The sequence below is a fragment of the Methylobacterium organophilum genome (assembly GCF_022533465.1).
GTDB classification, from domain to species: domain Bacteria; phylum Pseudomonadota; class Alphaproteobacteria; order Rhizobiales; family Beijerinckiaceae; genus Methylobacterium; species Methylobacterium organophilum.
The window spans coordinates 3,536,040-3,560,627 of the sequence record NZ_CP092848.1 but is presented as its reverse complement, the minus strand read 5'-3'; the positions used below and the strand labels follow the sequence as shown (position 1 = coordinate 3,560,627).

The 24,588-nt window shown below is 69.9% G+C and carries 19 protein-coding genes; 15 read left to right on the top strand and 4 right to left on the bottom strand.

All coding sequences use genetic code 11. The features are described from left to right. Positions 1-29: 29 nt before the first annotated feature. The 3 genes from MMB17_RS16710 to MMB17_RS16700 are packed head-to-tail and all read right to left on the bottom strand — an operon-like array spanning position 30 to position 3,686. A complete protein-coding gene (locus tag MMB17_RS16710) occupies positions 30-2,342 on the bottom strand; it encodes a xanthine dehydrogenase family protein molybdopterin-binding subunit (RefSeq protein ID WP_241099619.1) in 2,313 nt (770 codons plus the stop codon). Further along, positions 2,329-2,823, bottom strand: coding sequence for a (2Fe-2S)-binding protein (locus MMB17_RS16705; RefSeq protein WP_241099618.1), 495 nt, complete (start codon positions 2,821-2,823; stop codon positions 2,329-2,331). The genes MMB17_RS16710 and MMB17_RS16705 overlap by 14 nt, the downstream gene beginning before the upstream one ends. Further along, positions 2,808-3,686 (bottom strand): FAD binding domain-containing protein, encoded by an 879-nt coding sequence (locus MMB17_RS16700; protein ID WP_241099617.1) that lies wholly within the window; start codon positions 3,684-3,686, stop codon positions 2,808-2,810. The genes MMB17_RS16705 and MMB17_RS16700 overlap by 16 nt, the downstream gene beginning before the upstream one ends. 285 nt (positions 3,687-3,971) lie before the next feature. Here MMB17_RS16700 and MMB17_RS16695 point away from each other — a divergent pair, with 285 nt between their 5' ends. The 3 genes from MMB17_RS16695 to MMB17_RS16685 all read left to right on the top strand — a co-directional run bounded on the left by MMB17_RS16695 (position 3,972) and on the right by MMB17_RS16685 (position 9,206). Further along, a complete protein-coding gene (locus MMB17_RS16695; protein WP_241099616.1) occupies positions 3,972-5,165 on the top strand; it encodes an ABC transporter substrate-binding protein in 1,194 nt (397 codons plus the stop codon). A 136-nt stretch (positions 5,166-5,301) separates the two neighbouring features. Next, positions 5,302-7,161, top strand: coding sequence for a hydantoinase B/oxoprolinase family protein (locus MMB17_RS16690; protein WP_241099615.1), 1,860 nt, complete (start codon positions 5,302-5,304; stop codon positions 7,159-7,161). Then, complete coding sequence (locus MMB17_RS16685; RefSeq protein ID WP_241099614.1) at positions 7,149-9,206, top strand: hydantoinase/oxoprolinase family protein; 2,058 nt, start codon at positions 7,149-7,151, stop codon at positions 9,204-9,206. Before MMB17_RS16690 ends, MMB17_RS16685 begins: the two co-directional genes overlap by 13 nt. Here MMB17_RS16685 and MMB17_RS16680 read toward each other — a convergent pair. Next, complete coding sequence (locus tag MMB17_RS16680; RefSeq protein WP_241099613.1) at positions 9,201-10,130, bottom strand: LysR substrate-binding domain-containing protein; 930 nt, start codon at positions 10,128-10,130, stop codon at positions 9,201-9,203. The two genes, MMB17_RS16685 and MMB17_RS16680, sit on opposite strands and share 6 nt — an antisense overlap. Positions 10,131-10,286: 156 nt before the next feature. Between MMB17_RS16680 and MMB17_RS16675 the strand changes: the two genes are divergently transcribed. The 12 genes from MMB17_RS16675 to cofH all read left to right on the top strand — a co-directional run bounded on the left by MMB17_RS16675 (position 10,287) and on the right by cofH (position 24,207). Further along, positions 10,287-10,988 (top strand): ABC transporter ATP-binding protein, encoded by a 702-nt coding sequence (locus MMB17_RS16675; protein WP_241099612.1) that lies wholly within the window; start codon positions 10,287-10,289, stop codon positions 10,986-10,988. Continuing rightward, positions 10,978-11,718, top strand: coding sequence for an ABC transporter ATP-binding protein (locus MMB17_RS16670; RefSeq protein ID WP_241099611.1), 741 nt, complete (start codon positions 10,978-10,980; stop codon positions 11,716-11,718). Before MMB17_RS16675 ends, MMB17_RS16670 begins: the two co-directional genes overlap by 11 nt. Beyond that, positions 11,715-12,632 carry a branched-chain amino acid ABC transporter permease gene (locus MMB17_RS16665; RefSeq protein WP_238314665.1) on the top strand — a complete coding sequence of 306 codons (918 nt, stop codon included), beginning with the start codon at positions 11,715-11,717 and terminating at the stop codon, positions 12,630-12,632. Before MMB17_RS16670 ends, MMB17_RS16665 begins: the two co-directional genes overlap by 4 nt. Beyond that, positions 12,632-13,729 carry a branched-chain amino acid ABC transporter permease gene (locus MMB17_RS16660; protein ID WP_241099610.1) on the top strand — a complete coding sequence of 366 codons (1,098 nt, stop codon included), beginning with the start codon at positions 12,632-12,634 and terminating at the stop codon, positions 13,727-13,729. The genes MMB17_RS16665 and MMB17_RS16660 overlap by 1 nt, the downstream gene beginning before the upstream one ends. A 183-nt stretch (positions 13,730-13,912) precedes the next feature. Further along, entirely contained in the window at positions 13,913-14,320 is a 408-nt protein-coding gene (locus MMB17_RS16655; protein WP_238314661.1) for a nuclear transport factor 2 family protein, read from the top strand. Between the two features lie 148 nt (positions 14,321-14,468). Next, entirely contained in the window at positions 14,469-16,199 is a 1,731-nt protein-coding gene (locus MMB17_RS16650; RefSeq protein WP_241099609.1) for a hydantoinase B/oxoprolinase family protein, read from the top strand. Then, positions 16,196-18,247, top strand: coding sequence for a hydantoinase/oxoprolinase family protein (locus MMB17_RS16645; RefSeq protein ID WP_241099608.1), 2,052 nt, complete (start codon positions 16,196-16,198; stop codon positions 18,245-18,247). The genes MMB17_RS16650 and MMB17_RS16645 overlap by 4 nt, the downstream gene beginning before the upstream one ends. Continuing rightward, positions 18,241-19,242, top strand: coding sequence for a glucose-6-phosphate dehydrogenase (coenzyme-F420) (gene fgd / locus MMB17_RS16640; RefSeq protein WP_238314654.1), 1,002 nt, complete (start codon positions 18,241-18,243; stop codon positions 19,240-19,242). Before MMB17_RS16645 ends, fgd begins: the two co-directional genes overlap by 7 nt. A gap of 100 nt (positions 19,243-19,342) precedes the next feature. After that, the gene (gene cofE / locus MMB17_RS16635) at positions 19,343-20,047 is read left to right on the top strand and encodes a coenzyme F420-0:L-glutamate ligase (protein WP_338041747.1); all 705 of its coding nucleotides are present in this window, start codon (positions 19,343-19,345) and stop codon (positions 20,045-20,047) included. Then, on the top strand, positions 20,044-21,021 hold the full coding sequence (gene cofD / locus MMB17_RS16630) for a 2-phospho-L-lactate transferase (protein WP_241099606.1): 978 nt from the start codon (positions 20,044-20,046) through the stop codon (positions 21,019-21,021). Before cofE ends, cofD begins: the two co-directional genes overlap by 4 nt. Further along, complete coding sequence (gene cofC, locus MMB17_RS16625; RefSeq protein ID WP_241099605.1) at positions 21,018-21,734, top strand: 2-phospho-L-lactate guanylyltransferase; 717 nt, start codon at positions 21,018-21,020, stop codon at positions 21,732-21,734. Before cofD ends, cofC begins: the two co-directional genes overlap by 4 nt. A 10-nt stretch (positions 21,735-21,744) precedes the next feature. Then, positions 21,745-24,207 carry a 5-amino-6-(D-ribitylamino)uracil--L-tyrosine 4-hydroxyphenyl transferase CofH gene (gene cofH / locus MMB17_RS16620; protein ID WP_241099604.1) on the top strand — a complete coding sequence of 821 codons (2,463 nt, stop codon included), beginning with the start codon at positions 21,745-21,747 and terminating at the stop codon, positions 24,205-24,207. Positions 24,208-24,588 lie beyond the last annotated feature (381 nt).

Genomic DNA, 24,588 nt, shown 5'->3' with positions numbered 1-24,588 from the left:
GGATGAGGGCGGGGGGACGCCCGGAAGGATCAGGACGTCGCGGTCTCGCGCTCGCCGTCCATAATGGCGGCCAGCACGTCCTCTGGCGTCACCGGGATCTTGCGGATCGGCCGGCCGATCGCGTCGGAGACGGCGCAGGCGACCAGGGCTGCCGGCAGCAGGATCGGCGGCTCGGCCGAGCCCTTGGCGCCGAATGGGCCATCGGCAGAGGGGTGCTCGGTCAGGATCGACTCGACCCGCGGGGTGTTGATCGCGAGCGGCAGGCGGTAGCTGCCCAGGCTCGCTTCCAGCGTCCTGCCCTCGTCGTCGATGCGCAGGCTTTCGCAGAGGCCGAAGCCGAGCCCCTGCGCCACCCCGCCCTGGATCTGGCCGCGCAGGCTCGTGAGGTTGACGACCTTGCCGACCTCCTGGGCCACGACGTAGCGCTCGACCGTAACCGTGCCGAGCACCGGGTCCACGGCCACCTCAATGTAGTGGACGTGGTAGGTCGGGCTCGCGAAATAGGCGAAGAGCAGGCCGCTGGCGCAGCTCGGGTTGTAGGGGACCGGCGGCAGGGCGCTGCGGCCGCTGCCGGCCAGCGTGCCGAGACCGAAAGTCGAGGCCGCCCCCACGGTGGCGAGGGCAACGCGCCGGCCCGGTTGGGCCCGCACGCGCACGAAGCCCTCCGCCATCTCCAGCGCGTCGGCTGAGGCCTGAAGCATCGGCGCGGCGGTATCGAGGATCCGGCCCTTCAACTCCCGCGCCGCGGCGAGCGCCGCATTGCCCGCGACCTGCAGGGTGCGGCTGCCCTGGGAGCCACCGTCGAAGCCGCCGATATCGGTGTCCGGATCGGGGATCACCACGGCGTCGGGCGCGATGCCGAGCTCCTGCGCCACGATCTGGCGCAGGCCGACCGCGACGCTGCCGGTGCCGTTCTCGTTGGCGCCAGTGAGCAGCACCACCGAGCCGTCCTCCTGGAGCTTCGCCGTCGCCGAGCCCGGCAGCGGGTTTACCAGCCACAGGGCCGGGGCGATGGCGCGCCCGCGCCAGGGCTTGCGTTCGTAGGCGTCCCAGGGTGCCACTTCCTCCACCGCGGCGAATTGCTGGCGCAGGATCGAGGCGTCGTGAAGGACTTGGCCGTTCGGGAGCTTGTCGCCGTCCTTGAAATGGTGGCGCAGGCGGTATTCGCGTCGGTCGACGCCGAGTTTGTCGGCGATGTGGTCCATGTGGGTTTCGAGGGCGGCGTACATCGGCACGCCCGTCACTCCCCGCATGGCCGCAGTCGGCGGGGTGTTGGTGTAGACGAGCCGGGAGCGGGCTCGCAATCGGCCGACCCGGTAGCTCATCGCCGCAAAGTAGAAGGGGAAACAGGCGAGGAAGGCCGTCTCGCCGGTATAGGCGCCGTTGTCCATCAGGCAGTCGGCGTCGCGGGCAATGATGTTGCCCTCCGCGTCGAGGGCCGAGCGCAGGCGCACGATGGTACCCTCCCGCGCGGTCGCGCAGGTGATGTCCTCGGCCCGGGTGTTCAGGATCTTCACCGCCCGGCCGCCGGCGGCCCGCGACAAGGCGACCGCGTGCGGCTCTACGCTGGTGTCGAGCTTGCCGCCGAAGCCCCCGCCATAGGGATGGCCGATCACCCGCACCCGTGCAGTCGGTATGGCGAAGTACTGACAGAGCCGGGCGCGGATGTTGTAGGGCCATTGCGTGCCCGAATGGACGGTGATCCGCCCCTCGCGGAAGATCCCGACGGCGCCCTTCGGCTCCAGATAGCCCTGATATTGCCGCTGGGTGCGGAACTCGTCCTCCACGACCAGGGCCGCGGCGGCGAAGGCCTCCTCGACGAAGCGGGGATCCTCCAGCGTCGCGGATTCGGCGGCCACGTTGCCGTAGCGGGGATAGGGTGTGCCCTCCTGGTCGGCGAGGATGTAGCGGGACAGGTCCGGATGGATCGGGCCCGCGCCCTCGGCGAGCGCCGATTCCATCGAGGCGAGCACAGGTACCGGCTCGATCTCGAGGAGGATCGCGTCGACGGCCCGACGGGCCTGGTCCAGTGTGTCGGCGGCGACCGCCGCGATCGGCTCGCCGATGTAGCGCACCACGTCGGAGGCGAACATCGGCGTGTCGCGGATGATCCAGCCGGCGAGCACCGGCGGCACGTCCGCGGCGCTGACCACGGCCCGCACGCCGGGCATGCCCCGGGCGCGGCCGAGATCGAGCCGGACGATCCGCCCGGCCGCGACGGGCGCGCGCAGCAGCACGCCGTGCAGCATGCCGGGCTCTGCATAGTCGGCAGCGTAGATCGTCTCGCCCGCGACCTTGCCGAAGGCGTCGGGGCGCGCATAGGCGCCGTCAAAGGTTTCCATCGGGCGCTCCCTGGAGCCGGCGGGCGGCGGCGAGCGCCGCGTCGACGATCTGCGCGTAGCCGGTGCAGCGGCAGAGATTGCCCATCAGGGCCCGCCGGATCCGATCCTCGTCCGGCGCGGGCTCGGCCCGCAGCAGGCTGGTCAGCATGACGACGAAGCCGGGGGTGCAGTAGCCGCACTGGACCGCGCCCGCGGCGACCATGCTCTCCTGCACGGCGTGGGCGACCAGATCCGTCAATCCCTCCACCGTCTCGACATGGCGGCCGGCCACCGCCTCGGCGGGGTAGAGGCAGCTGTTTATGGGCACGCCGTCGACCAGCACGGTGCAGGCGCCGCAGACGCCCTCGTGGCAGCCGCCCTTGGCGCCCGTGAGGAAGAGGCGGTGACGCAGGGCGTCGAGCAGACTCTCCAGGGGTGCGACCGGGAGGATCTCCTCTCGTCCGTTGATGGTGGCGGCGACGTCGGTCATGGCAGGCGGCATGGCGGAGGTCCGGGGGGGCAGGCCGCCGCCCTGGCGCTGTCGCGCAGGGCTCGGGCGAGGAGGCGTGGCAGCACGGCGCGGCGGTATTCGGCGCTGGCGCGCACATCCGTCTGCGGTGCGGCGGGGATCAGGGCGGCCTGTCCGGCTTCCGCGAGCAGGGTGTCCGAGAGACGCTGCCCGCGCAGGAGCCCCTCCGCGGCCTCGGCCCGGAATGGCAGCGGCGCCATCGCGCCGACGGCGATGCGTGCCTCCTCGACGGTTTCCCCGTCCTCTGCGAGGCTCAGGCGGATCGCGAGCGACACGGTCGAGAACTCCATCCCGCCCCGGCGCGTCACCTTCACGAAGGTATCCGCCGTCCGCGCCGGCTGTGCCTCGAGGCTCACGCCGGTCAACATCTCGTGGGCTCCACGGGCGACACGATGCGGGCCGAGTAGGAAGTCCGCGAGCGGCAGGATGCGGCTGCCCTCCCGCAGGCTCTCCAGCGTGACGGTGGCGCCGTGCACGAGCAGCGGCGGCACAAGGTCGGCATAGGGCGCCGCGTCGCAGAGGTTGCCTCCAATGGTGCCGACGCCCTGGATCTGCCAACTGCCGCTCAGGGCGGCGGCCCGGCGCAGGCCGTCATAGGCTGTGAGCTGGGGCGCTACGGCGAGTTGGCGGAGCGTCACGGCCGCTCCGATCCAGTCGGGGGCGAGGCCTGCGAGATCCGCCGCGCGTCCGACATGGATCACCGTCTCCGCCCCGCCCCCGCAGCGGCGCAGGCGGGGCGCGATGATGGTCCCGCCGCCCATCACCGCGGCGGCGTCGCCGAAACGGTCGAGAAGCGCGAGCGCCTCGCCCTTGCTGGTTACGGTCAAGAAGTCCAAGGGCTGCTCCCGCTGCGGAGGTCGGTCGAGCTCTGGCGGTGAGCCTATCGGGGCGGCCGAGCGCCGCCCAATACCGACGGTGCCGCCTCTGATGCGTGTCCGGCATCAGAGGAGGAGACCCGGACGATTGATGATTGCTACGCTTCCGGCCGTGCTGAAGCGGTATTGGTCGCGTCTTTTCCGGGCCGCCTAGAGTTCGTCCGTGCCCCGGAAGACTCCCGCACGGTCCGATGCCGGCGCTTGCCGGGCACTCCCGTCGCCTGTCCGACCTCCAGGAGTCCTCCGATGCTTTCAACGCGTCTTTTCGCGCGCGGCCTCGCCCTGGCCGCTTGCCTTCTGCCTCCGGTGAGCGCCCCCCAGGCCGCGCCCCCCGACATCGTGGTCGGCTTCGCCGTCTCGAAGAGCGGCTGGATGCAGGCCTACAGCGTGCCGCCGATGGTGGCCGCCAAGATCAAGATCGACGAGATCAACGCGGCGGGCGGCCTGCTCGGCCGAAAGATCCGCACCGTCGAGGCGGATGTGAAGACCGACCAGATCCAGGGTACCAAGGCCGCCCAGGAGGTGATCGGCAAGGGGGCCGACTTGGTCGTAGTGGATTGCGACTTCGATGTCGGCGGCCCGGCTGCCCTCAAGGCCCAGGCCGCGGGCAAGATCTCGTTCTTCCTCTGCGCCGGCGACCCGAAGGCCGGCGTCGACGGCATCGGCAAGTTCTCCTTCTCGGGCGGCAACGCGGCGCCGCTGGGCGGCATCGCACTCGCGACCTGGGCCTATGAAAAGCGTGGCTTCCGCAAAGCTTACGTGCTGACCGACGACACCATCGCCTACAGCAAGTCCGAATGCGCCGGCTTCAAGCACGAGTGGCCGCTCTTGGAGGGGGCCAAGCTCGTTGGGACCGACACCTTCCAGAACGCCGACCCCTCGATCGCCGTGCAGATCAACCGAATCAAGGCGCTCGGCGAGAAGCCAGACGTAATCGCCCTCTGCACCTTCACCCCGGGTGGTGCCAGTGCCGTCCGCCAACTGCGGGCAGCCGGCATCGACACGCCGATCGTCTCCGGCATCGCCATGGACGGGACCTACTGGCTCTCGGCAGTGCCGGACCTGTCGAACCTCTGCGTGAGTGCCTTCGGCTCGATCTACGGTGATGCGCCGGAGCCGGCGCTGGCGAGCTTCATCGACAAGTACAAGGCCCAGGCCGGGGCGCCCGCCACGGCGTATCCGCTGACGGGCTACGCCCTCGTCGAGCTCTGGGCGAAGGCGGTGGAGCGGGCCGGTAGCACGGACACCAAGCCGGTGGTGGCCCAGCTCGAGGCCATGCAGGACGAACCGACTATTCTGGGGCCCCGCGGTTTCAACACTGCCCTGCACATCCAGTCCAAGGCCCGCTACGCGATGATCTGCGTGGAGAAGGGGCAGCCGAAGTTCCAGGGCTACTGGACCGCCGGCCCCGTCGAGAAAGCGGTTCTGATGAAGAACTGACCGCGATCGGCATCGGTCCCGCGGGATCATGACCCGAACGGCATTGGACGCGAGCGCCTCCGTGCCCGCAAATCGGATCGTCCCGCGGTGGCCGGCCCGGTCCTCGCGCCTCAGGCACGGAGGGAGTGCGTCCACCATGAGCGCGGATCAGCGCGGCGACCGCCCCCACTTGCGCGTGTTGACGGGGGGCGCCTCTCCTCCTCGGGTCGGGACGCCCGCCCGGCGCGCCCCGTCCCACCCGACCGACGTGATCCGGCAGATCGACACCGACATCCTGGGCGGCAAGCTCAACGCGGTGGTCGACGAGATGGCCACCGTCCTGGTGCGGACGAGCCTCAGCCCGGTCATCAACGAGGTGCTCGATTTCGCCTGCTCGGTCTGCGACGCGGAGGGGCGCCTCGTCGCACAGACCAATGGCATCACCATCCTGACCGGCACCATCTCCTGCCAGCTCGCGGCGATCCGGAAGAAGTTCGCCGGCACCATCCGCTCGGGCGACGTCTTCATCAGCAACGATCCTTACGGCGGCAACACCCACACCGCCGACATCACCTTGGTGAAGCCGCTGTTCTTCGAGGGCGAACTCGTCTGCTTCGTCACGGTGACTGCGCATTGCAACGAGCTCGGCGGCAAGGTCGCGGGCAGCCTGTCGCCGGACGCCTCCGACATCTTCCAGGAGGGCCTGCGCATCCCGGCTCTGCGGATCGTGCGCGAGGGCGTTCGCCAGGACGACCTCATCGAGCTGATCGCCGGCAATGTCCGCCTGCCGGAGATGACGGTGGCCGACCTTTCCGCGCAGCTCGCCGTGGTGCGGCTCGGGGATCTACGCCTGCGCGAACTCTGCGAGGGCTACGGTGCCGAGCGATTGCGAGCGAGCTTCGCCCGGGTCCTCGATGTCGGCGAAGCCCTGAGCCGTGCCGCGATCCGGCGGCTGCCCAACGGGACTTACCCGGGCCGGGATTGGATCGACGGCGACGGCAACGAGGACGAGCGCCTGCCGATCCAGGTGAAGATCACGATCTCCGGCGACGAGATCCGTGCCGACTTCACCGGGTCCGCCCTCCAGCGCGCGGCCCCGATCAATTGCACCCGCGCCGTGCTGGAGGCTGCGGCCAAGACCGCGTTGCTCGCCGTGGTGCGGCCGGAGACGTCGGCCAATGACGGCTGGTTCCGCCCGCTTACCGTGATCGCGCCCGAGGGCACGGTGTTCACCGCCACCCACCCTGCCCCGACCGGCTGGTGCTACGAGACGGCGGCGCAGGCGATCGACCTCGTCTGGAAGGCGCTGGCGCAGGGCGTGCCCGAGCGCCTGAGCGCAGGCAATTACACCAGCCTCTGCGTCACCTATCTCGGCGGCCGGAAAGCGGATGGCGAATCCGACTTCGTGCTGGTGGAGCCCCATGTCGGTGGCTGGGGCGGCGCGTCGGGCGCGGATGGGGCGAGCGCCCTGATCGCGCCGGCGGACGGCGACACCTTCAGCCATTCCGTCGAGCTGTTCGAGGCCGAGCATCCGATCCGGATCACCCGCTACGGCCTCGCGCCCGGTGGCGCGGCGGGGGCCGGGCGCCATCGCGGCGGCCTCGGCATCCTGCGCGAGTACGAGATCCTGGCCGACGGGATCTTCTTCTACAGCAGCTTCGGCCGCTCCCGCACGGAGCCCTGGGGCCTGGAGGGCGGGGAGCCCGGCGGTCTCAACCACGTCGAGGTCGAGAGCGGCGGCACCGTCGAGCGCGGCGCCCGCATCCCCTTCCGCCGCCTGAGGGCCGGGGACCGAATCCGGGTCGTGACCGGCAGCGGCGGCGGCTATGGCGACCCCCTAGGCCGCAGCCCCGCCGCGGTGCTGGAAGACCTGCGCAACGGCTATATCGACCCCGAGACCGCCCGCGACGTCTACGGCGTCGCCCTGATCCCGGGGAGGGACGGCAGCCCGGTCGCCATCGACCTCGAAGCGACCGCCGCCCTGCGCAGCCGGGGAGGCAGCCGATGGGACCGCTGACGGTCGACATGGGCGGCACCTTCACCGATGCCGTCTATCTCGATGAGGCGAGCGGGACGCTCCGCACCGCCAAGGCGCTCACCCGTGCCAGCGACTTCGTGGCGAGCCTCCTTGACGTCATCGACCGGCTTGCGGTCCGCCCCGAGGAGGTCAGCTACTTCGCCTTCGGCAGTACGGTGGCGATCAACGCCATCCTGGAGCGCACCGGCGCGCGCACGGCCCTCGTCACCACCGCCGGCTTCCGCGACGTGCTGGAGACGGACCGGGGCAACCGGCCCGACCTCTACAATTTCCGCTACCGGAAGCCGCGGCCCTTTGTGCCCCGCGCCCTCTGCTTCGAGGTACGCGAGCGCCTCGACGCCCGGGGCGCGACGGTGACGCCCCTCGACCTCGACGATGTCGATCAAGTTGCCCGGCGCTGCCGCGAGGAGGGGGTCGAGGCGATCGCGATCCAGTTCCTGCACAGCTACGCCGCGCCCCGCCACGAGGCCCAGGCCGCTGCACGCCTGCGCGACCTCTGCCCCGGCATCGCGGTGACCGCCTCCCACGAGATCTGCCGCGAATGGGGCGAATATGAGCGGGCCAGCACCGCCGTGTTCAACGCCTATCTCCAGCCGGTGGTGCGGCGGCAACTGGAGGGCGTCGAGCGGGCGCTCAAGGAGCGTGGCTTCCGCTGCCCGCTCTTCGCGCTCCAGTCGAATGGCGGCATCGCGAGCTTCGCCGATGCGATCCGGCATCCGGTGAGCCTGCTGGAGGCGGGCCCCTCTGCGGGGATCAACGGCGCGGCCTATCTCGGTGAGGCCTGCGGCGAGGGCAAGATCCTCTATCTGGATGTCGGCGGCACCACCGCCAAATGCTCCATCATCGATGCCTACCAACCGCGCATCACTGGCCAGTATTGGATCGGCCGCTCGCGCGAATGCCCGGGCTATCCGGTCAAGGTCCCGGTGGTCGACGTGGTGGAGATCCCCGTCGGCGGCGGCTCCGTGGGCTGGATCGATGAGGGCGGCAGCCTCCGGGTTGGGCCGCGCAGCGCCGGAGCGGATCCGGGGCCGGCCTGCTACGGCCGGGGCGGCAGTGAGCCGACCCTCACCGACGCTAACCTCGTGGCGAGCCGGATCCGTGCGGACTACTTCGCCGATGGCCGCCTGACCCTCGACATGGGTGTCGCCCGCGCGGCGATGGAGACACTCGGGCGTCCGCTGGGGCTCGACGCCGAGGCGGTAGCGGGCGCCATGCTCCGGGTCGGCGAGGCGGCGGTCATCAATGCCCTGAAGCTCGTCTCGGTCCAGCGAGGCCATGACCCGCGGGACTTCGTGATGCTGGTCGCGGGCGGCTGCGGCCCCCTCCATGCCGCCCGCCTCGGCCAGGAGCTTGGCGTGCGCGAGATCATCGTCCCGCGCCATCCGGGCTACGCCTCCGCCTTCGGCATGCTGGTCACCCAGCCGCGGCGCGATTTTGTGCGCACCCTGCCTCGGGCCGCCGAGACGGTGGATGCCGCCCTCCTGCCGGGCATCTTCGCCACACTGGAAGCGGAGGCGCGGGACGCCTTCGCCGGCCTGCCGGAGATCGCCGTCTCGGAGCTGTTCTTCGAGTACCGGGTCGATCTGCGCTATGTCGGCCAGCAGCATTGCCTGACCCTGCGGCTCGATTCCGCCGAGGACCGGCCCGCGGACCTCGCCCGGCGATTCGCGGAGGCGCATGAACGCGCCTTCACCTTCGAGCTCGATGGCCACCCGGTCGAATTCGTGGCCTACCGGCTGTCCGCTTCCGTCGAGGCGGTGCGGCCGCCTCTGACCCATCCCCGCCGCGGATCGCAATCCATGGAAGCGGCGCTGCAGGGGGAACGCCTCGTCGAGATCCCGGGTCAGGGCTGGCAGAAGGTCCGCGTCTTCACCCGCGACCTCCTGCCGGTCGCTCTCGAATGCGCCGGGCCTGCCCTTGTCGAGGAGGCCTCGACCACCACCCTCGTCCTGCCCGGCCAGCGCCTGTTCATCGACGAGGCCGGTCTCCTCCACATCCTTCCGGCAGAGGTCTCCTCATGATGCCGCGCCGGCATGCACGCGGCCCATCGCCGCCGGCTCGGATCCCTGGCCCGCCGCGAAGCGCGCCACCAGAGCAGCGAAATCGACCACGATCCGAGAGGTGTTCTCCCGATGCCAGGCACAATGCAGATCGAAGCTGAGGGGAGCCTCCACCAGGGGCCGTATCACGACGCCGCTGCGCGCGCTCATCTGCACGCCGGCTGGGCAGACTCCGATGCCCGCCTCCGCCGCCACGAAGGCCAGCAGCGCATCCTGGTGCGGCACCTCCTGGTGGAGCTGCGGCAGGAAGCCGGCCTTCAGGCACAGGCGCTGAAGGTTCTCCCAGCCCTCTCCGCCGCAGGTCACGAAGCGCTCGCGGGCGAGGTCCGCCAGGGTGAGCTTGGTCTTCAGGGACAGGCGGTGCGAGACCGGCATCACCACGACCGGAAGATCGGAATGGATGCAGCGGGCGTCGAGCCGGACGTCGCGCACTGGGCCTGGCAGGAACCCGCAATCGATCCGGCGGTCCGCGAGCAGTTGCAGCACCGTTTCGGGGCTGCCCTGCGTGAGTTCCAGCTTGGCGTTCGGGTTGTCCCGGCGGAAGCGGCGGATGATCTCCGGCATCGGCCCGCACAGGGCGGCATCGGCGTAGGCGACCGAGAGGAGACCGGTCTCGCCCCGGCCCATGCGTTGGGTGGCCTGCACGGCGTCCTTCATCTGCCGCATCAGCTTGCCGAACTGGTCACGGAAGAGCTGGCCGGCCGGCGTCAGTTGCACGCTGCGTGTGCTGCGTTCCAGGAGCTGGACCCCGAGGATCGCCTCGAGGTTCTGGATCGTCCGGCTCAGGGCCGGCTGGGCGATGTTGAGCTGGTTCGCGGCCCGTCCGAAATGCAGTTCGGACGCGACGGCCAGGAACGCCCTGACGTGGCGGATTTCGATGACCACGGGCGGCAACCCCTTCTCTCGGACCGCCGGAGCGTCAGCAAGAAGAATGCCGCGCCGATCCACACACGGCCGCAAGCTTGCGGCATGGTCTGAGGAGCGCGCCCTGCCATGGATATTCAATCAGAAGTTGGAAAACTTCAGATACGCAATGCTTGCGTGACGTTTCAGGGCATTCTGGCCATCGAGGATGTCTCCGAGACGTTGAGCTGCGGCGAGATCCTGGGGCTCATCGGCCCCAACGGGGCTGGCAAGACCACCCTCGTCAACGCCGTGACAGGATTTCAGCCTCTTAGCGGCGGCGACGTGCTTCTGGGCGACGTCTCCCTGAAGAGGCTGCCGCCACAGCGGGTGCGCCGGCGCGGCGTCTCCCGCACTTTCCAGGCCGGCCGCCTGTTCCACAGCATGAGCGTGCGGGAGAACGTGGAACTCGCTGGGCTCTCCGCGGGGCTGTCGCGCCGGCGGGCCGCGGAGGAGGCCGGGGAGATCCTCGCCTGGACCGGCCTGTCGGACGCGGCGGCTTTGCCCACCGGCGTGCTGCCCTATGCCGACGAGCGGCGGGTCGGCATCGCCCGCGCGCTGGCCGGACGCCCAGCGTTCCTGCTGCTCGACGAGCCCGCGGCCGGCATGTCCGACCTCGAATGCGACCGGCTGATCGCCCTGATCCGGGAGATCCCGAAGCGCGTCGGCAGCGGCGTACTTCTGATCGAGCACAATGTCCGCCTCGTCACCACCGTTTGCGACCGCATCCATGTGCTCGAATCCGGCCGCACCATTGCCCGTGGCTCGCCGGAAGCGGTGCGCGCCGACCCGGCCGTGGTCCGGGCCTATTTCGGAGAGGAGCGCAGCCGTGCAGCTTGAGCTCGACCGGGTCAGCGTCCATTACGGCCGCCTCGCCGCTTTGCGCGACGTCAGCCTGCGGGTGACGGAAGGGGAAGTGGTCGCCATCGTCGGCCCGAACGGGGCCGGCAAGACCACCACTTTGCTCACCGTCTCCGGCATCCTCGCCCCGACCAGGGGCGGGATCCTGTTCGGCGGCACCCGCATTGACCGGCGCGCGCCGGAGGACATCGCCCGGCTTGGCCTCGCCCATGTGCGTGAGGGGCGGCACACCTTCACCACCATGACCGTGGAGGAGAACCTCCTGGTCGGCCTGTCCCTGCGCCGCGACAAGGCAGCAGCGCGGCGCGAGATGGCGGCGCTGATGGAGCGCTTTCCCCAGCTCGGGCAGCGCCGCGGCCAGCCTGCCGGCAAGCTCTCCGGTGGCGAGCAGCAGATGCTGGTCATCGCCCGCGCCCTCCTGAGCAAGCCGCGCCTGATGGTGATCGACGAGCCGTCCCTCGGCCTCGCCCCTTTGGTGGTGGATCGGGTCTACGAGACCTTGCTCGACCTCAACCGCAGTGACGGGCTGACCTTGCTCATCGTCGAGCAGAAGCTCGAACGAGCGCTGGAGGCCGCCGGGCGGATCTACGTGCTGCGCGGCGGCGCGCTTCAGGCAGAGGGCTCGCCCGCGAACCCGGCCGACACCGACCGCATCCGTCAAGCCTATTTCGGCTTCACCGACGCTCCAGCCGGAGGGATCGCCGCATGAGCAACGCGCTCCAGATCCTGATCACGGCGCTCAGCCTCGGCAGCCTCTACGCGCTCACAGCGCTCGGCATCGGCCTTATCTTCGGCGTGCTGCGCCTCGTGAATTTTGCCTACGGCGCCTTCATCACCATCGGGGCCTATGCCCTGGTCATGCCCTCGCACGAGGCGGAGGCGACGATGGGCATCGGCGCCCTGCCGACGCCCCTGCTCGTGGGCGGCATCCTCGCCCTCGTCACGCTGCTGGCGGTGGCTTCGGAAGCGGCGGTGTTCCGGCGCCTTCGCAACGCTTCCCCGGCAACGCTGATGATCGCCTCCTTCGCCCTGGGCTACACGCTCCAGAACGTGGTGATCATGTTCTACGGCAGCCGGCCCAAAGCCGCGGGGCTGTGGTCGGGGCTGATGGAGAGCGCGCAGATCACCGAGAATGTCGGCGTGCCGCGGCTCCAGTTCCTAGTGATCGCCCTCACGGTCGTCTTCCTCGGCGGCCTGATCGCCTTCCTCAACCGCACGTCGCTCGGCCTGCAGATGCGCGCCGCGGCGGAGGACTTCCAGATGGCACGCATGCTGGGCGTGCGCGGAAACCGCGTGATCGGCGCCGCCTTCGCACTCAGCGGCATCATCGCCGGCTTCTCGGCGCTGATCCTCGTCGTGCAGACCGGCGTGCTCGACTACGAGATGGGCACGCCGCTGATGCTGTTCGGCTTCATCTCCACCGTGATCGGCGGCATGGGCAGTCTGCTCGGCACGGTGGTGGGCGGCTATGTCGTCGGCGTCGCCAGCGTGTTGCTCCAGGCCTTGCTCCCGGAGGAGATCCGCGGCTTCCGCGACGCCATCGTCTTCGCCCTCGTCATCGTCATTCTGCTCGCGCGGCCGCAGGGGCTCGTCGCGTCCCCGGCCATGAAGGAGCGCGTCTGATGAGCCATCCCGTCGCCGCCCCCGCCGCTGCCAGTCCCGCGCTTCCCGCTGCGGCCCGGAGTATGCTCCGCAGCGTCTGGCCGCTCCTGCTGATGAGTGGCCTCGTCACCGCCATCACCCTGCTCGCGGCCGTCCTCGGCGCGGGCGCCCTGGACGAGGCGATCATCGAGGGGTTGATCCGCCTCACCATCGTGCTCGGCCTCTATCTCTTCATCGGCAATACGGGCGTGATCTCCTTCGGCCATATCGGCTTCGTGGTGATCGGCGCCTACGCGACCGCCTGGCAGACCTGCTGCGTCGATAACCGGGCCATGTACATGCCTGGCCTGCCCGGCTTTCTCCTCGCGATGGATCCGCACCCGCTGATGGCCGTGGCGGCGGGCGGCCTGCTCGCGGGCCTCGTCGCCCTCGTCACGGGCCTTGCCCTGATGCGGCTCAACGGCATCGCCGCCTCGATCGGCACCTTCGCCTTCTTCATCGTGGTGCACTCGGTCTACCTGCATTGGGACAGCTGGACCGCCGGGCCGCGGGCGATCATCGGCATCCCGACCGTGACCACGGTCGGCACCGCCCTCGGCTTGGCGTTGTCCGCGATGGTCGCTGCCTTCGCCTATGCCCGCTCGCGCTCCGGCATCGCCGCCCGGGCCAGCCGCGACGATCATGTCGCGGCAGCCGCCTCCGGCGTCGAGGTCTTCCGGCACCGGCTGATCGCCTTCGTGCTCAGCGCTGTGCTCGCGGGCGCGGCTGGCGGGGTGATGGCCGAGTTTCTCGGCATGCTGACCGTCTCCTCCTTCTACCTCGACATGGCCTTCGTGACCCTCGCCATGCTCGTCGTCGGCGGTATGCAATCCTTGTCCGGCGCGGTTTTGGGCACGCTGACCCTCACAATCCTGATCGAGGTTCTGAGACGGCTGGAAACGGACGTGACCGTGTTCGGGGCGAACCTGCCGGCCAACTCGGCTGAGGTGGGGCTCGGCCTGGTCATGCTCTCGATTCTGGTCTTCCGGCCCGAGGGCTTGTGCCGGAACCGGGAGATCCTCTGGCCCTTCAAGGGGCCTGCGGCCGGCGGCGCCCCGGCCCATCGCCGTCAGTCCTGAGATCGCCTCCGCTCGCTCGACGGGGAGGCGGGGTCACCACGGCCGCCCTTACGACGCACGCTGTGCACGAATGATGCTGCCGCACGATGAGCGGCCCTTCCATCGGTATTGGCGGCACCGGGAACGGCGCTGCTAGCCTCCAGCATCGACACCACGCCGTTTTCCTCCCCGTCAGAGGTCGACATGTCCGAAAAGACCGCCGAGAGCGTCATCCGGGACTTCCTCGCTTGCCTCGCCAGCGGCGACAGTGCCGGGGCGGTCGCCCTCTTCGCCGAGGACGGCGCCATCGACATGCCCGGCACCGGCGCCCTCCCCTGGGCTGGCCGCTGGACCGGCAAGGCCAAGCTCGTCGAATATTTCGAGGTGATGCCCGCCGCGCTTGAGATCCGCGGGCATACCCAGAAGGTCTGGGTGGTGGATGGCGACAACGTCGCGGTCACCGGCACCGAGGTTGCCGCCTCGCGGATCAGCGGCAAGGAATACACGGCCAAATGGGCCTGGGTCTTCACGGTGAAGGATGGACGCATCCTTCTGTGGGATGCCTATGAGGACACCGAGGCGATGTTCAATTGCGGGCCCTGGCGCGCCTGACCCCCGGCCCACCGCTGCCGCCTCCGCTTGGTTAGAGCTGTCGCGGCAAGCCTGCGCGGCGTTCGAGCGATGCCCCCATCCGCCTCCCGGAGGGATCGAGCGGATGGCGGATGAGCCCCAACAACCTTCACGAGACGAGGACACAGGGATGTCGACACCCCCCCCGGGAGCCGGGGGAACGGCGGAGCTGACCGCCGTGACCCACGAGATCATTCAGGGCAAGCTCCTGTCGGCCGTCGACGAGATGGCCATCGTGATGGCCCGCACCAGCATGAGCCCGGTCATCTACGAGGTTCTGGATTTCGCCTGCGGGATCTGCGACGCGGATGGCGCGCTCGTTGCCCAGGCCAACGGCATCACGCTGTTCACCGGCACCTTCTCGACGCAGGTCCGCTCCCTGATGCGCCGCTTCGGGGACGATCTGGCGCCCGGTGACATGCTCGTCACGAACGATCCCTTCAGCGGCGGTACCCATGCCTGTGACCTCGCCTTGGTCCGGCCGATCTTCTTCGAAGGTCGTGTGATCGCCTTCGCAGTCAACGTCGCCCATTGGCTCGATGTCGGCGGCGCGGTGCCCGGCAGCCTGCCGCCGGATGCCAATTCCGTGTTCCAGGAGGGATTGCGCCTGCCCGGCATCCGGATTGCCCGGGGCGACGTGCTGATCCCGGAGATGGTCCGGATCATCACCGAGAACGTGCGCATGCCGGATCTCGCGCTGGGCGACCTCAACGCCCAGGTCGCGACCCTGCGCGTGGCGGAGAAGCGGGTGCTCGAGATCGTCGGGCGTTACGGCCTTCCGGTGACCCGCGCTTCGATCGAGCGGCTGCTCGATGACAGCGAAGCCCGCAGCCGCGCCGCCATCGCTGCCCTCCCCGACGGCACCTACTGCGCCGCGGACGTCATCGACGGCGACGGCGCCACCGATGCCGCTATCGTTACGCAGGTCGCCGTGACGATCCTCGGCGACACGATGATGGTCGACTATACCGGCTGCCCCGCCGCCCGGCCCGGGCCGATCAATTGCTCCCGCGGAGCCCTCGAATCCGCGGTTAAGACCGTGTTCAAGGCGCTGGTCGCTCCCCACGAGCCCTCGAACGAGGGCTGGTTCCGGCCCCTGACTGTCGTGGCGGAGGCTGGTACCCTGTTCACCGCCGAGAAGCCCTCGCCCACCGGCTGGTACTACGAAGGCTCGGTGCATGCCTCCGAATTGCTTTGGAAGGCGGTGGCCGGCCTCGTGCCCGAGCGGATGTCCGCCGGGTCCTATACGAGCCTGTGCGCGACCTACATTGCGGGCGAGGGCGACGACGGCCGGCCCTTCGTGCATATCGAGCCGCATCACGGCGGCTGGGGTGCCTGCCGCGACCGGGACGGCGCCAGCGGCTTGATCGCGCTCACCGATGGCGACACCTACAACTACTCTGTCGAGGTTATCGAGACCAAGTTCCCGCTCCTCGTCCGTCAATACGCCTACAACACGGCCGGCGGTGCCGGTGCCGGCCGCTTCCGCGGCGGGTTCGGGCTCGTGCGCGACTACGAGATCCTGAGCGACAGGGCGCAGGTCCATTGCGGCATCGGGCGCACCCGCACCGCCCCCTGGGGCATGGAGGGCGGCACTGACGGAAGCTGCAACGGGCTTGAGGTGCTTTCGCCCGCCGGCGGCAGCACCGAGCTCACCCGCTCACCGCCCCGGCCCCTGAACCGCGCCGACGTGGTGCGCATCCGGACCGGCGGCGGCGGCGGCTGGGGGCCAGCCGCCGAACGGGATGGCGCTGCCATTGCCGCGGACATCGCCGACGGCTTCCTCACCTCTGACGAGGCCCTGCGCCTCTACGGCCGGACCGGCCCCTCGGATGCGGCCCCGGAGGCCTTGCACGCATGATCCGTCTCGCGACCGATGTCGGCGGCACCTTCACCGACCTGATCGGCTACGACGAGCGTGAGGGCCGGCTCTACACCGCCAAGGTGCTCACCACGACCGATGACCAGTCCCGGGGCGTGATGCACGCCATCGACCGGGCCGGTGAAAGCCAGGGCCTCGACCCGACCGAGGTGCGCTTCTTCGTCCATGGCGGCACCACGGTCATCAACGCCATCACCGAGCGCAAGGGCGTGCGCACGGCTTTGCTGACCACCCGCGGCTTCCGCGACGTGCTCGCCATCGGCCGGGGCACCCGCCCTGACCTCTACAATTTGCGCTCGAAGACGCCCGACGCCTTCGTGCCGCGCCATCTCCGCTTCGAGGTGCGCGAGCGCCTGAACGCAGCCGGCGAGATAGTGGAGCCCCTGAACGAGGACGACGTTCGCGCCTGCGCCGAGGCCTGTAGGGCGCAGGGCGTCGAGACGATCGGCATCGTTCTCCTACACAGCTACGCGAATCCGGCCCATGAGGAGCGCTGTGCGCAGATCCTTCGCGAATGCCTGCCGGGCGTGCCGGTCTGCGCCAGCCACGAGATCTCGCGGCAATGGCGCGAATACGAGCGCTCCAACACCGTGGCGCTCAACGCCTACGTCCAGCCCATCGTGCAGCGCTACTTCGCCAATCTCGAACGCTCGCTGGCCAAGGGCAGCCTCGAGGGGCCGTATTACGCCATGCAGTCGAACGGCGGCATCGCCCGGTTCGACCAGGCAGCGCGGGCGCCGCTCACCCTGATCGAATCCGGGCCGGCTGGGGGGGTGGCCGGCGCGGCGCGCATCGCGCAGGTGCTGGCCGAGCCGGACCTGATCTATCTCGATGTCGGCGGCACCACGGCCAAGTGCTCGGTGATCCGCGGCGGGCAGCCGAGCCTCGCCCCCGATTACAAGCTGGAGAAGACACGCACCTCCCCCGGCTACACCGTGCAGGTGCCGGTGGTGGACATCGTCGAGGTCGGTGCCGGCGGCGGCTCGATCGCCTGGCTCGATGCTGGCAACCGCCTGCGCGTCGGCCCGCACAGCGCCGGCTCCAATCCAGGCCCCGCCTGCTACGGGCTCGGCGGCACCCGGCCGACCGTGACCGACGCCAAGCTCGTCACCGGCGTGATCGATCCCGTCACCTTCGGCGAGGGTCGCATCGCCCTCGACTTGGAGGCGGCACGCCGGGCTGTGGCCACGATCGCCGAGCCTCTGGGCATGAGCGTGGAGGAAGCGGCCTCGGCCCTCATCGAGGTGGCCGAGGAGACCATGATCAGCGCCCTGAAGCTGATCAGCATCCAGCGCGGCCACGACCCGCGGGACTTCGCCCTCCTCGTCTCCGGAGGCGCCGGGCCACTGCTCGCCGCCAAGCTCGCCCGCGAGATGAGCGTGCGCGCTTGCATCATCCCGACCCAGCCCGGGATCTTCTCGGCCTGGGGGATGCTCGCGGCGCGTCCGCGGATCGATCTGCGCCGCATGATCCTCGCCGGCATCGACGACGAGCTGACCGAACGGCTGCCGGTCCTGTTCGCCGAGCTGGCGAAGGAGGCGGCGGCCTATTTCGGTGTCGATGACGCGAAGGCGCTCGTGCTGACCCCCATCGTCGAGGGCCGCTACCGCAACCAGGAGCACAGCGTCGCCTTCGATTGCCCGCCCGACGCCTCGCCGGCCGAGGTGCTGGAGCGGTTTCATGCCGCCCACCGGAAGGCGTTCACCTTCGATCTGCCCGGGGTCGCCGCCGAGCTGACCACGATCCACCTGCAGGCCGAGGCGCCGGTCGAGACCGTGCCCGTGCCGCGCAGCGACGACCGCAGTCATACGCCGCCGGTGCCGGACCGGCACCGGCCCCTGTATCTCGATGGTCAGGGCTGGGCCGACAGCCCGGTCTACCGCCGCGAGGGCTTGCGTCCCGGTCAGACCGTCTCGGGCCCTGCCCTCGTCGAGGAAGCGACCACCACCACCCTGGTGCTGCCGGGACAGACCTGCGCCATGGACCCCACGGGCCAGATGATCATCCGCGAGGACATCGCATGCTGACCCTCGGCTACAAGGCCTCGGCAGAGCAGTTCGGGCCGCGCCAGCTCCTCGACTTCGCCGTCGAGGCGGAGGCCTCCGGCTTCGATTCCGTCTTCATCAGCGACCATTTCCAGCCCTGGCGACACACGGACGGGCACGCGCCTTTCTCCGTCGCCTGGATGGGGGCGCTGGGCGCGCGGACGAGCCGGATCGTCATGGGCACGAGCGTGCTCACGCCCACCTTCCGCTACCATCCCTCCATCGTGGCCCATGCTTTCGGAACGCTCGGATCCCTGTTCCCGGGCCGGGTCGTCCTCGGCATCGGCACCGGCGAGGCGCTGAACGAGACGCCGGCCACCGGCCTCGCCTTCCCGGAGCCGAAGGAGCGCCTCGCGCGGCTAAAGGAATCCGTGGAGCTGATTCGCGAGCTTTGGACACAGGAGCGCGTCTCCTTCTCCGGTACCTACTACGAGACCCGCAACGCCACGATCTACGACCGGCCCGAGATCCCGGTGCCGATCTACATCGCCGGGGCCGGACCGCTCATCACCAAATTCGCCGGGCGCGTCGCGGACGGCTTCATCTGCACCTCCGGAAAGCCGTCGACGCTCTACAGCGAGACGCTTCTGCCTAACCTTTCGGCAGGCCTTGCCGCGGCCGAACGTCCCGAGAGCGCGGTCGATCGGATGATCGAGATGAAGGTCTCCTTCGACACGGACCGAGCCCGGGCGCTGCAGGACACCCGCCACTGGGCCGCCCTGGCCCTGACGGGCGAGGAGAAGATGTCCGTGGAGGATCCCCTCGACATGGAGCGTCTGGCCGACGCGCTTCCCCTGGAGCGAGCGGCAAGCCGTTGGATCGTCTCTGACGATCCGGAGGAGCACGTGGCGCGCATCCGCCCCTATATCGAGCTCGGTTTCCGCCATCTCGTCTTCCATGCCCCCGGCACGGATCAGGTCCGGTTCCTGCGTCTCTACGCGGAGCAGGTGCTGCCGCGCCTGCGCGCCCTCGCCTGAGGGGGCCGAGCTTGAGACGACGCCCCGGATGAGAGTCCAGACGCCCCTTACGCTAACGCCGCTTCCGGGGCTGCCCCTCGTGCGCCCCGGCGATGACCTCATGGGCCTGCTGATCGCGGCCATCGATCGGGCGGGGCTCGTGCCGGGGCCTCGGGCCGTGCTGGTGGTCGCCCAGAAGGTGGTCTCGAAGGCGGAGGGACGCTTCGTCGATCTCGCCGACGTCGTCCCCTCGGCGCGGGCGCGGGACATCACCGCCATGGTCGACAAGGATCCCCGCCTCGTCGAGGTGATCCTGTCGGAATCCGACGAGGTCGTCGCCACCCGCAGGGGCGCCCTGATCGTCGCCCATCGCCTCGGCTTCGTCATGGCCAATGCCGGTGTCGACCAGTCGAACGTGGGCACGCCGGAGGATGGGGACCGGGTGCTACTGCTGCCGGAGGATCCGGATGGCTGGTGCACCCGGGCGCGGGAGGCGCTTTCCGCCCGCTATGGAAGGGACGACCTCGCCGTCGTGATGGCCGATAGCTTCGGCCGGGCTTGGCGGCACGGCACGGTCGGCGTGGCACTCGGCGCCGCTGGGCTGCCGGCTCTGATCGATTGCATCGGCACGCCGGACCTGTTCGGGCGCGCGCTCCGCGTCACTCAGATCGGCTTCGCCGACGAGATCGCGGCGGCTGCCTCCCTGCTCATGGGGCAGGCCGCCGAGGGCGTGCCCGCCGTGCTGGTGCAGGGCCTGTCCTGGCAGCACCCATCAATGCCCGCTGCGGCCCTCTTGCGCGACAAGGCCGGGGATCTCTTCCGATGACGGACAGAGCGGAGCGGCCCCTGCGCCCGGAGCGTGTGCTCGCCCTGTGCGGCGGCATCGGCGGCGCCAAGCTGGCTCTCGGCCTGACCCGGGTGCTGGAGCCGGACCGGCTGACCGTTCTCGTCAATACCGGCGACGATTTCGAGCATCTCGGTCTCACGATCTGTCCGGACATCGACACCGTGACCTACACCTTGGCTGGCCTGAGCGACCGGGAGCGTGGCTGGGGCCTCGCGGGGGAGAGCTGGGGCTTCCTGGAAGCTCTCGGCCGGCTCGGGGGCGAGACCTGGTTCATGCTGGGCGACCGTGATCTCGCCACCCATGTCCATCGCACGCAGCGCTTGCGGGAGGGCTCTACCCTCTCCGAAGTCACCGCCGAGATCGCCCGGAGCCTCGGCATCCGCGCCCGGCTGATGCCGGCGAGCGACGATCCCGTCCGGACGATCGTGCAGACCGAGGAAGGCCCCCTGCCCTTCCAGACCTATTTCGTGGCCCGCCGCTGCGCGCCGGTCCTGACCGGGCTGACCTTTGCCGGCGCGCAGACTGCACGCATGCCCGCCGACCTGCCGGGCCTGCTCGCGGACGAGGATCTTGCCACGATCCTGATCTGCCCGTCGAACCCCTATCTCAGCATCGACCCCATCCTGGCGATCCCCGGCCTGCGGGCCGCCCTGCGGAGGGCGGCCGCGCCCGTCGTCGCGGTCTCGCCGGTGGTCGCGGGTAAGGCGGTGAAAGGACCGACCGCCAAGATCATGGCCGAGCTCGGCCTGCCCGTGAGCACGCAGGCGGTGGCCGCCCATTACGGCGATCTCCTCGACGGCATGGTGCTCGATGCGGCCGACGCGGCGGAAGCGCCCCGGCTCGGCCTCCCGAGCCTCGTCACCAACACGGTGATGACGAGCCTGTCGGACCGGGAGGATCTCGCCCGAGCCGCCCTCGACCTCGCCGCGACCCTGCCGCGGAGACCGCTGTGACCGCCCCCTGGTGCCTGATTCCCGTGAAGCGCCTGGAGCAGGCCAAGCAGCGCCTGGCGCCCCTGCTCGATCCGGACGAGCGGGCACGGCTCGCCCGTGCCATGGCCCTCGACGTGATCGAGGCTGCGACCCGGGCCTCGACTCTCGCCGGGGTCGCGGTGATCACGGCGGATGCAGAGGTCACCGCGCAGGCGCGCCGGGCCGGCGCCCGGATCATCGCGGACAGGGCCGAGGCCGGCACCTGCGCTGCTGTGGCGGAGGGCGCTCGCATCCTCGCAGAGGATGGCGCCGCGGGTATCCTGGTGCTGGCCGCCGACCTTCCCCAGGTCATGCCGGAGGATCTCGATCACGTCGTCGTCCGGCACGGGGCTGCCCCGGCGGTCAGCCTCGTGCCAGCTGCCGCAGACAGGGGCACGAACCTGCTCGCCTGCTCGCCGGTGCAGGCAATCCCCTTTCTCTATGGGCCTGACAGCTTCCACTATCATGTGCAGGCAGCGCGCGCCTGCGGGATCACCCCGCGCGTTCTCGACCTGCCCCGGCTCGTCCGCGACATCGACCGTCCGGGGGACTTGAGCGCTTTCCTCGCGCAGGGCGGCCCGCCGAGCCGTAGCCGCACCTTGCTGAAGGCGCTCCCCGGCGCGATCTGGCGCTTCGCCGAAGCCCCGCCCGGCGTCTCCCGCGCCGATCCGACCCCGACCCGCCTGCCTGCATGAGAGGCCTGCCATGACCGCATCGTTCGGCCACGAGGCCGGCTTCGGGAGGCTTTCCGCCGAAGAGGCCCTGGTGCTGGCCGAGGTCTTTGACCTCGATGCTCTGACGGCACGGGCGGCGGCCCTGCGCGATGCGGGATTTGGCGACACGGTCTCCTATTCGCGCAAGGTCTTCATCCCCCTCACCCAACTCTGCCGCGATACCTGCCGCTACTGCACCTTCGCGCGCGCGCCGGCGAAGGTCGGTACCGCCTTCCTGCCGTTGGAGGATGTTCTCGCCATCGCCCGTCAGGGCGCGAAAGCCGGCTGCACCGAGGCGTTGTTCACCCTCGGCGACAAGCCGGAGTTGCGCTACCGCGCCGCCCGCGAGGGCTTGGCGGTCCTCGGCCACGCCCGCACCCTGGACTATCTGTACGAGGCCGCCGAAAGGGTTTTTCGCGAGACGGGGCTGATGCCTCATCTCAATCCGGGCCTGATGGAGGCGGACGACCTCGCACGCCTGCGCCTCGTCAGCGTCTCCATGGGCATCATGCTGGAGACGGCGAGCGAGCGGCTTTCGCAGCGGGGTGGCCCGCATTTCGGCTCCCCCGACAAGCGCCCCGCCGCCCGGCTCGAGACCATCCGGCTCGCCGGCGAGGGCGCCATCCCCTTCACGAGCGGCCTGCTCATCGGCATCGGTGAGACGCGGCGCGAGCGGATCGAGGCGCTCCTGGCGCTACGCGACCTACACGACCGCTACGGCCATCTCCAGGAGATCATCGTCCAGAACTTCCGTGCCAAGCCCGGTACGGCCATGGCCGGGGCGCCGGAACCGGATTTCGAGGACCATCTCTGGACGATCGCCGTGACGCGGCTGGTCTTCGGCGCGGGCATGAGCATCCAGGCGCCGCCGAACCTCGCCAAGGGTGCGCTGCCCCGGATGATCGCGGCCGGCGTCAACGATTGGGGCGGCGTCTCGCCCGTGACGCCGGATCACGTGAACCCCGAGGCGCCCTGGCCGCATCTCGACATCCTGGCGCGGGCGACTGCGGCGGCGGGCAAGCACCTCGTGCAGCGCCTGCCGGTCTATCCGTCACATCTGCGGGAGCCGGAGCGCTGGCTCGCCCCGCCTTTCCGCACGCCGGCCCTGCGCGCGATCGATGCGGACGGCTTCGTCCGGGACGACGACTGGTCGCCAGGCGAAGCCCGCAACCCGCCCACCGGCTTCCTTCGGGATGGTAGGGCGGCGCCTGTGGCGACTTCGGCCCTCGGTGGCATCCTGCGGCGCGCCCAAGCCGGGCACACGCTCGGGGAGAGCGACCTTCTCGCCCTGTTCGCCGCCCGCGGCGAGGCCTTCCGCGCGGTCTGCACCGCCGCGGACGAGCTGCGGGCAAGCACGAACGGCGACACGGTCAGCTACGTCGTCACCCGCAACATCAACTACACCAATCTCTGCACGCTCAGTTGCCGCTTCTGCGCCTTCTCCAAGGGCAAGACCGCCGAGCACCTGCGGGGCAAGCCCTATGACCTCAGCCTGGACGAGATCGAGCGGCGCGCCCGCGAGGCCTGGAGCCGGGGCGCGACCGAGGTCTGCATGCAGGGGGGCATCCATCCCGACTATACGGGCGAGACCTATCTCGACATCTGCCGTGCCGTGAAGGCGGCGGTGCCCGGCCTGCATGTCCACGCCTTCTCGCCGCTGGAGATCTGGCAGGGCGCGGCCACCCTTGGCCTGCCGCTTGCCGAATACCTGGCTCGGCTGAAGGCGGCGGGCCTGTCGAGCCTGCCGGGGACGGCCGCCGAGATCCTCGACGACGAGGTCCGGGCCGTGCTCTGCCCGGACAAGATCGACACGACGCAGTGGTTCGCCGTGATGGAGGCGGCCCACGGGGCCGGCCTGCGCAGCACGGCCACGATCATGTTCGGGCATGTGGAGCGGCCGGTGCACTGGGCGCGCCATATCCTGAGGATCCGCGCCCTCCAGCGGCGCACCGGCGGCTTCACCGAATTCGTACCCCTGCCCTTCGTGCATATGGAGGCGCCGATCGCCCTGAAGGGCTTGGCCCGGCGCGGACCGACCTTTCGGGAAACGCTGCTGATGCACGCTGTCGCCCGCCTCGCCCTGCATCCGCTCGTGCCCAACATCCAGGCGTCCTGGGTCAAGCTCGGGGCGGAGGGCGTCGCCCAGGCGCTCCGCAGCGGCGTAAACGACCTCGGCGGCACACTGATGAACGAGACGATCTCCCGCTCCGCCGGCGCAGCGCATGGCCAGGAAATGACGCCTGCCGCGATGGAGGCGCTGATCCGGCGCTGCGGCCGGGTACCGGTCCAGCGTACGACCCTCTACGGCCTCGCTTCCGAGGAACGCTCCCGCGCCGCAGCCGCCGCGCCCTTCCTCACCGATGTCGTCAACGATCCCCTCCCCCGGCGCGCCACCTCGGCAGACCGGCCCCTCCGCTTCGCCAGCCGGCGTCTCGCCAAGACCGCAGGCGATTGACGGCCTTTTGAAGTTTGATGGACGGGTTAACTAAGCTCGCGCTCTCGGCCTCTCCTTGCTGAGTGTCATCCGCGCGTTGCACGTGACTCGCCCCGAAGGACGTTGCAGGCAAGCGCGCAGTGCCCATGATAGGAGCCTGCTCTGGTTCGCAACCTGGACGCTCCCAAGTCACGCTCAGTGAACTCGAAGCTTCGATTGAAGTTTTAGTAGATCAGAGTTCCGGATAGGCCGCCCCGCAAACTGGAAAACAGCCGAACGGGCTAACAGTGCCCGTATACGCAAGCCGTTCATGATTCATGAAGAATGCCGCTGGCGCTCCCAAGGAAAGCGCAGAAATAAAATCGAAAACAAGCACTTAGTCTCGAGGTTGGGGGGCGCCTC

What these genes read in the sequence shown, in the direction of transcription:
- MMB17_RS16710 (WP_241099619.1), bottom strand. Translation starts at nt 2,342, where the DNA reads ATGGAAACCTTTGACGGCGCCTATGCGCGCCCCGACGCCTTCGGCAAG.
- MMB17_RS16705 (WP_241099618.1), bottom strand. Translation starts at nt 2,823, where the DNA reads ATGCCGCCTGCCATGACCGACGTCGCCGCCACCATCAACGGACGAGAG.
- MMB17_RS16695 (WP_241099616.1), top strand. Translation starts at nt 3,972, where the DNA reads ATGCTTTCAACGCGTCTTTTCGCGCGCGGCCTCGCCCTGGCCGCTTGC.
- MMB17_RS16690 (WP_241099615.1), top strand. Translation starts at nt 5,302, where the DNA reads ATGAGCGCGGATCAGCGCGGCGACCGCCCCCACTTGCGCGTGTTGACG.
- MMB17_RS16685 (WP_241099614.1), top strand. Translation starts at nt 7,149, where the DNA reads ATGGGACCGCTGACGGTCGACATGGGCGGCACCTTCACCGATGCCGTC.
- MMB17_RS16665 (WP_238314665.1), top strand. Translation starts at nt 11,715, where the DNA reads ATGAGCAACGCGCTCCAGATCCTGATCACGGCGCTCAGCCTCGGCAGC.
- MMB17_RS16660 (WP_241099610.1), top strand. Translation starts at nt 12,632, where the DNA reads ATGAGCCATCCCGTCGCCGCCCCCGCCGCTGCCAGTCCCGCGCTTCCC.
- MMB17_RS16655 (WP_238314661.1), top strand. Translation starts at nt 13,913, where the DNA reads ATGTCCGAAAAGACCGCCGAGAGCGTCATCCGGGACTTCCTCGCTTGC.
- MMB17_RS16650 (WP_241099609.1), top strand. Translation starts at nt 14,469, where the DNA reads ATGTCGACACCCCCCCCGGGAGCCGGGGGAACGGCGGAGCTGACCGCC.
- MMB17_RS16645 (WP_241099608.1), top strand. Translation starts at nt 16,196, where the DNA reads ATGATCCGTCTCGCGACCGATGTCGGCGGCACCTTCACCGACCTGATC.
- fgd (WP_238314654.1), top strand. Translation starts at nt 18,241, where the DNA reads ATGCTGACCCTCGGCTACAAGGCCTCGGCAGAGCAGTTCGGGCCGCGC.
- cofE (WP_338041747.1), top strand. Translation starts at nt 19,343, where the DNA reads ATGGGCCTGCTGATCGCGGCCATCGATCGGGCGGGGCTCGTGCCGGGG.
- cofD (WP_241099606.1), top strand. Translation starts at nt 20,044, where the DNA reads ATGACGGACAGAGCGGAGCGGCCCCTGCGCCCGGAGCGTGTGCTCGCC.
- cofH (WP_241099604.1), top strand. Translation starts at nt 21,745, where the DNA reads ATGACCGCATCGTTCGGCCACGAGGCCGGCTTCGGGAGGCTTTCCGCC.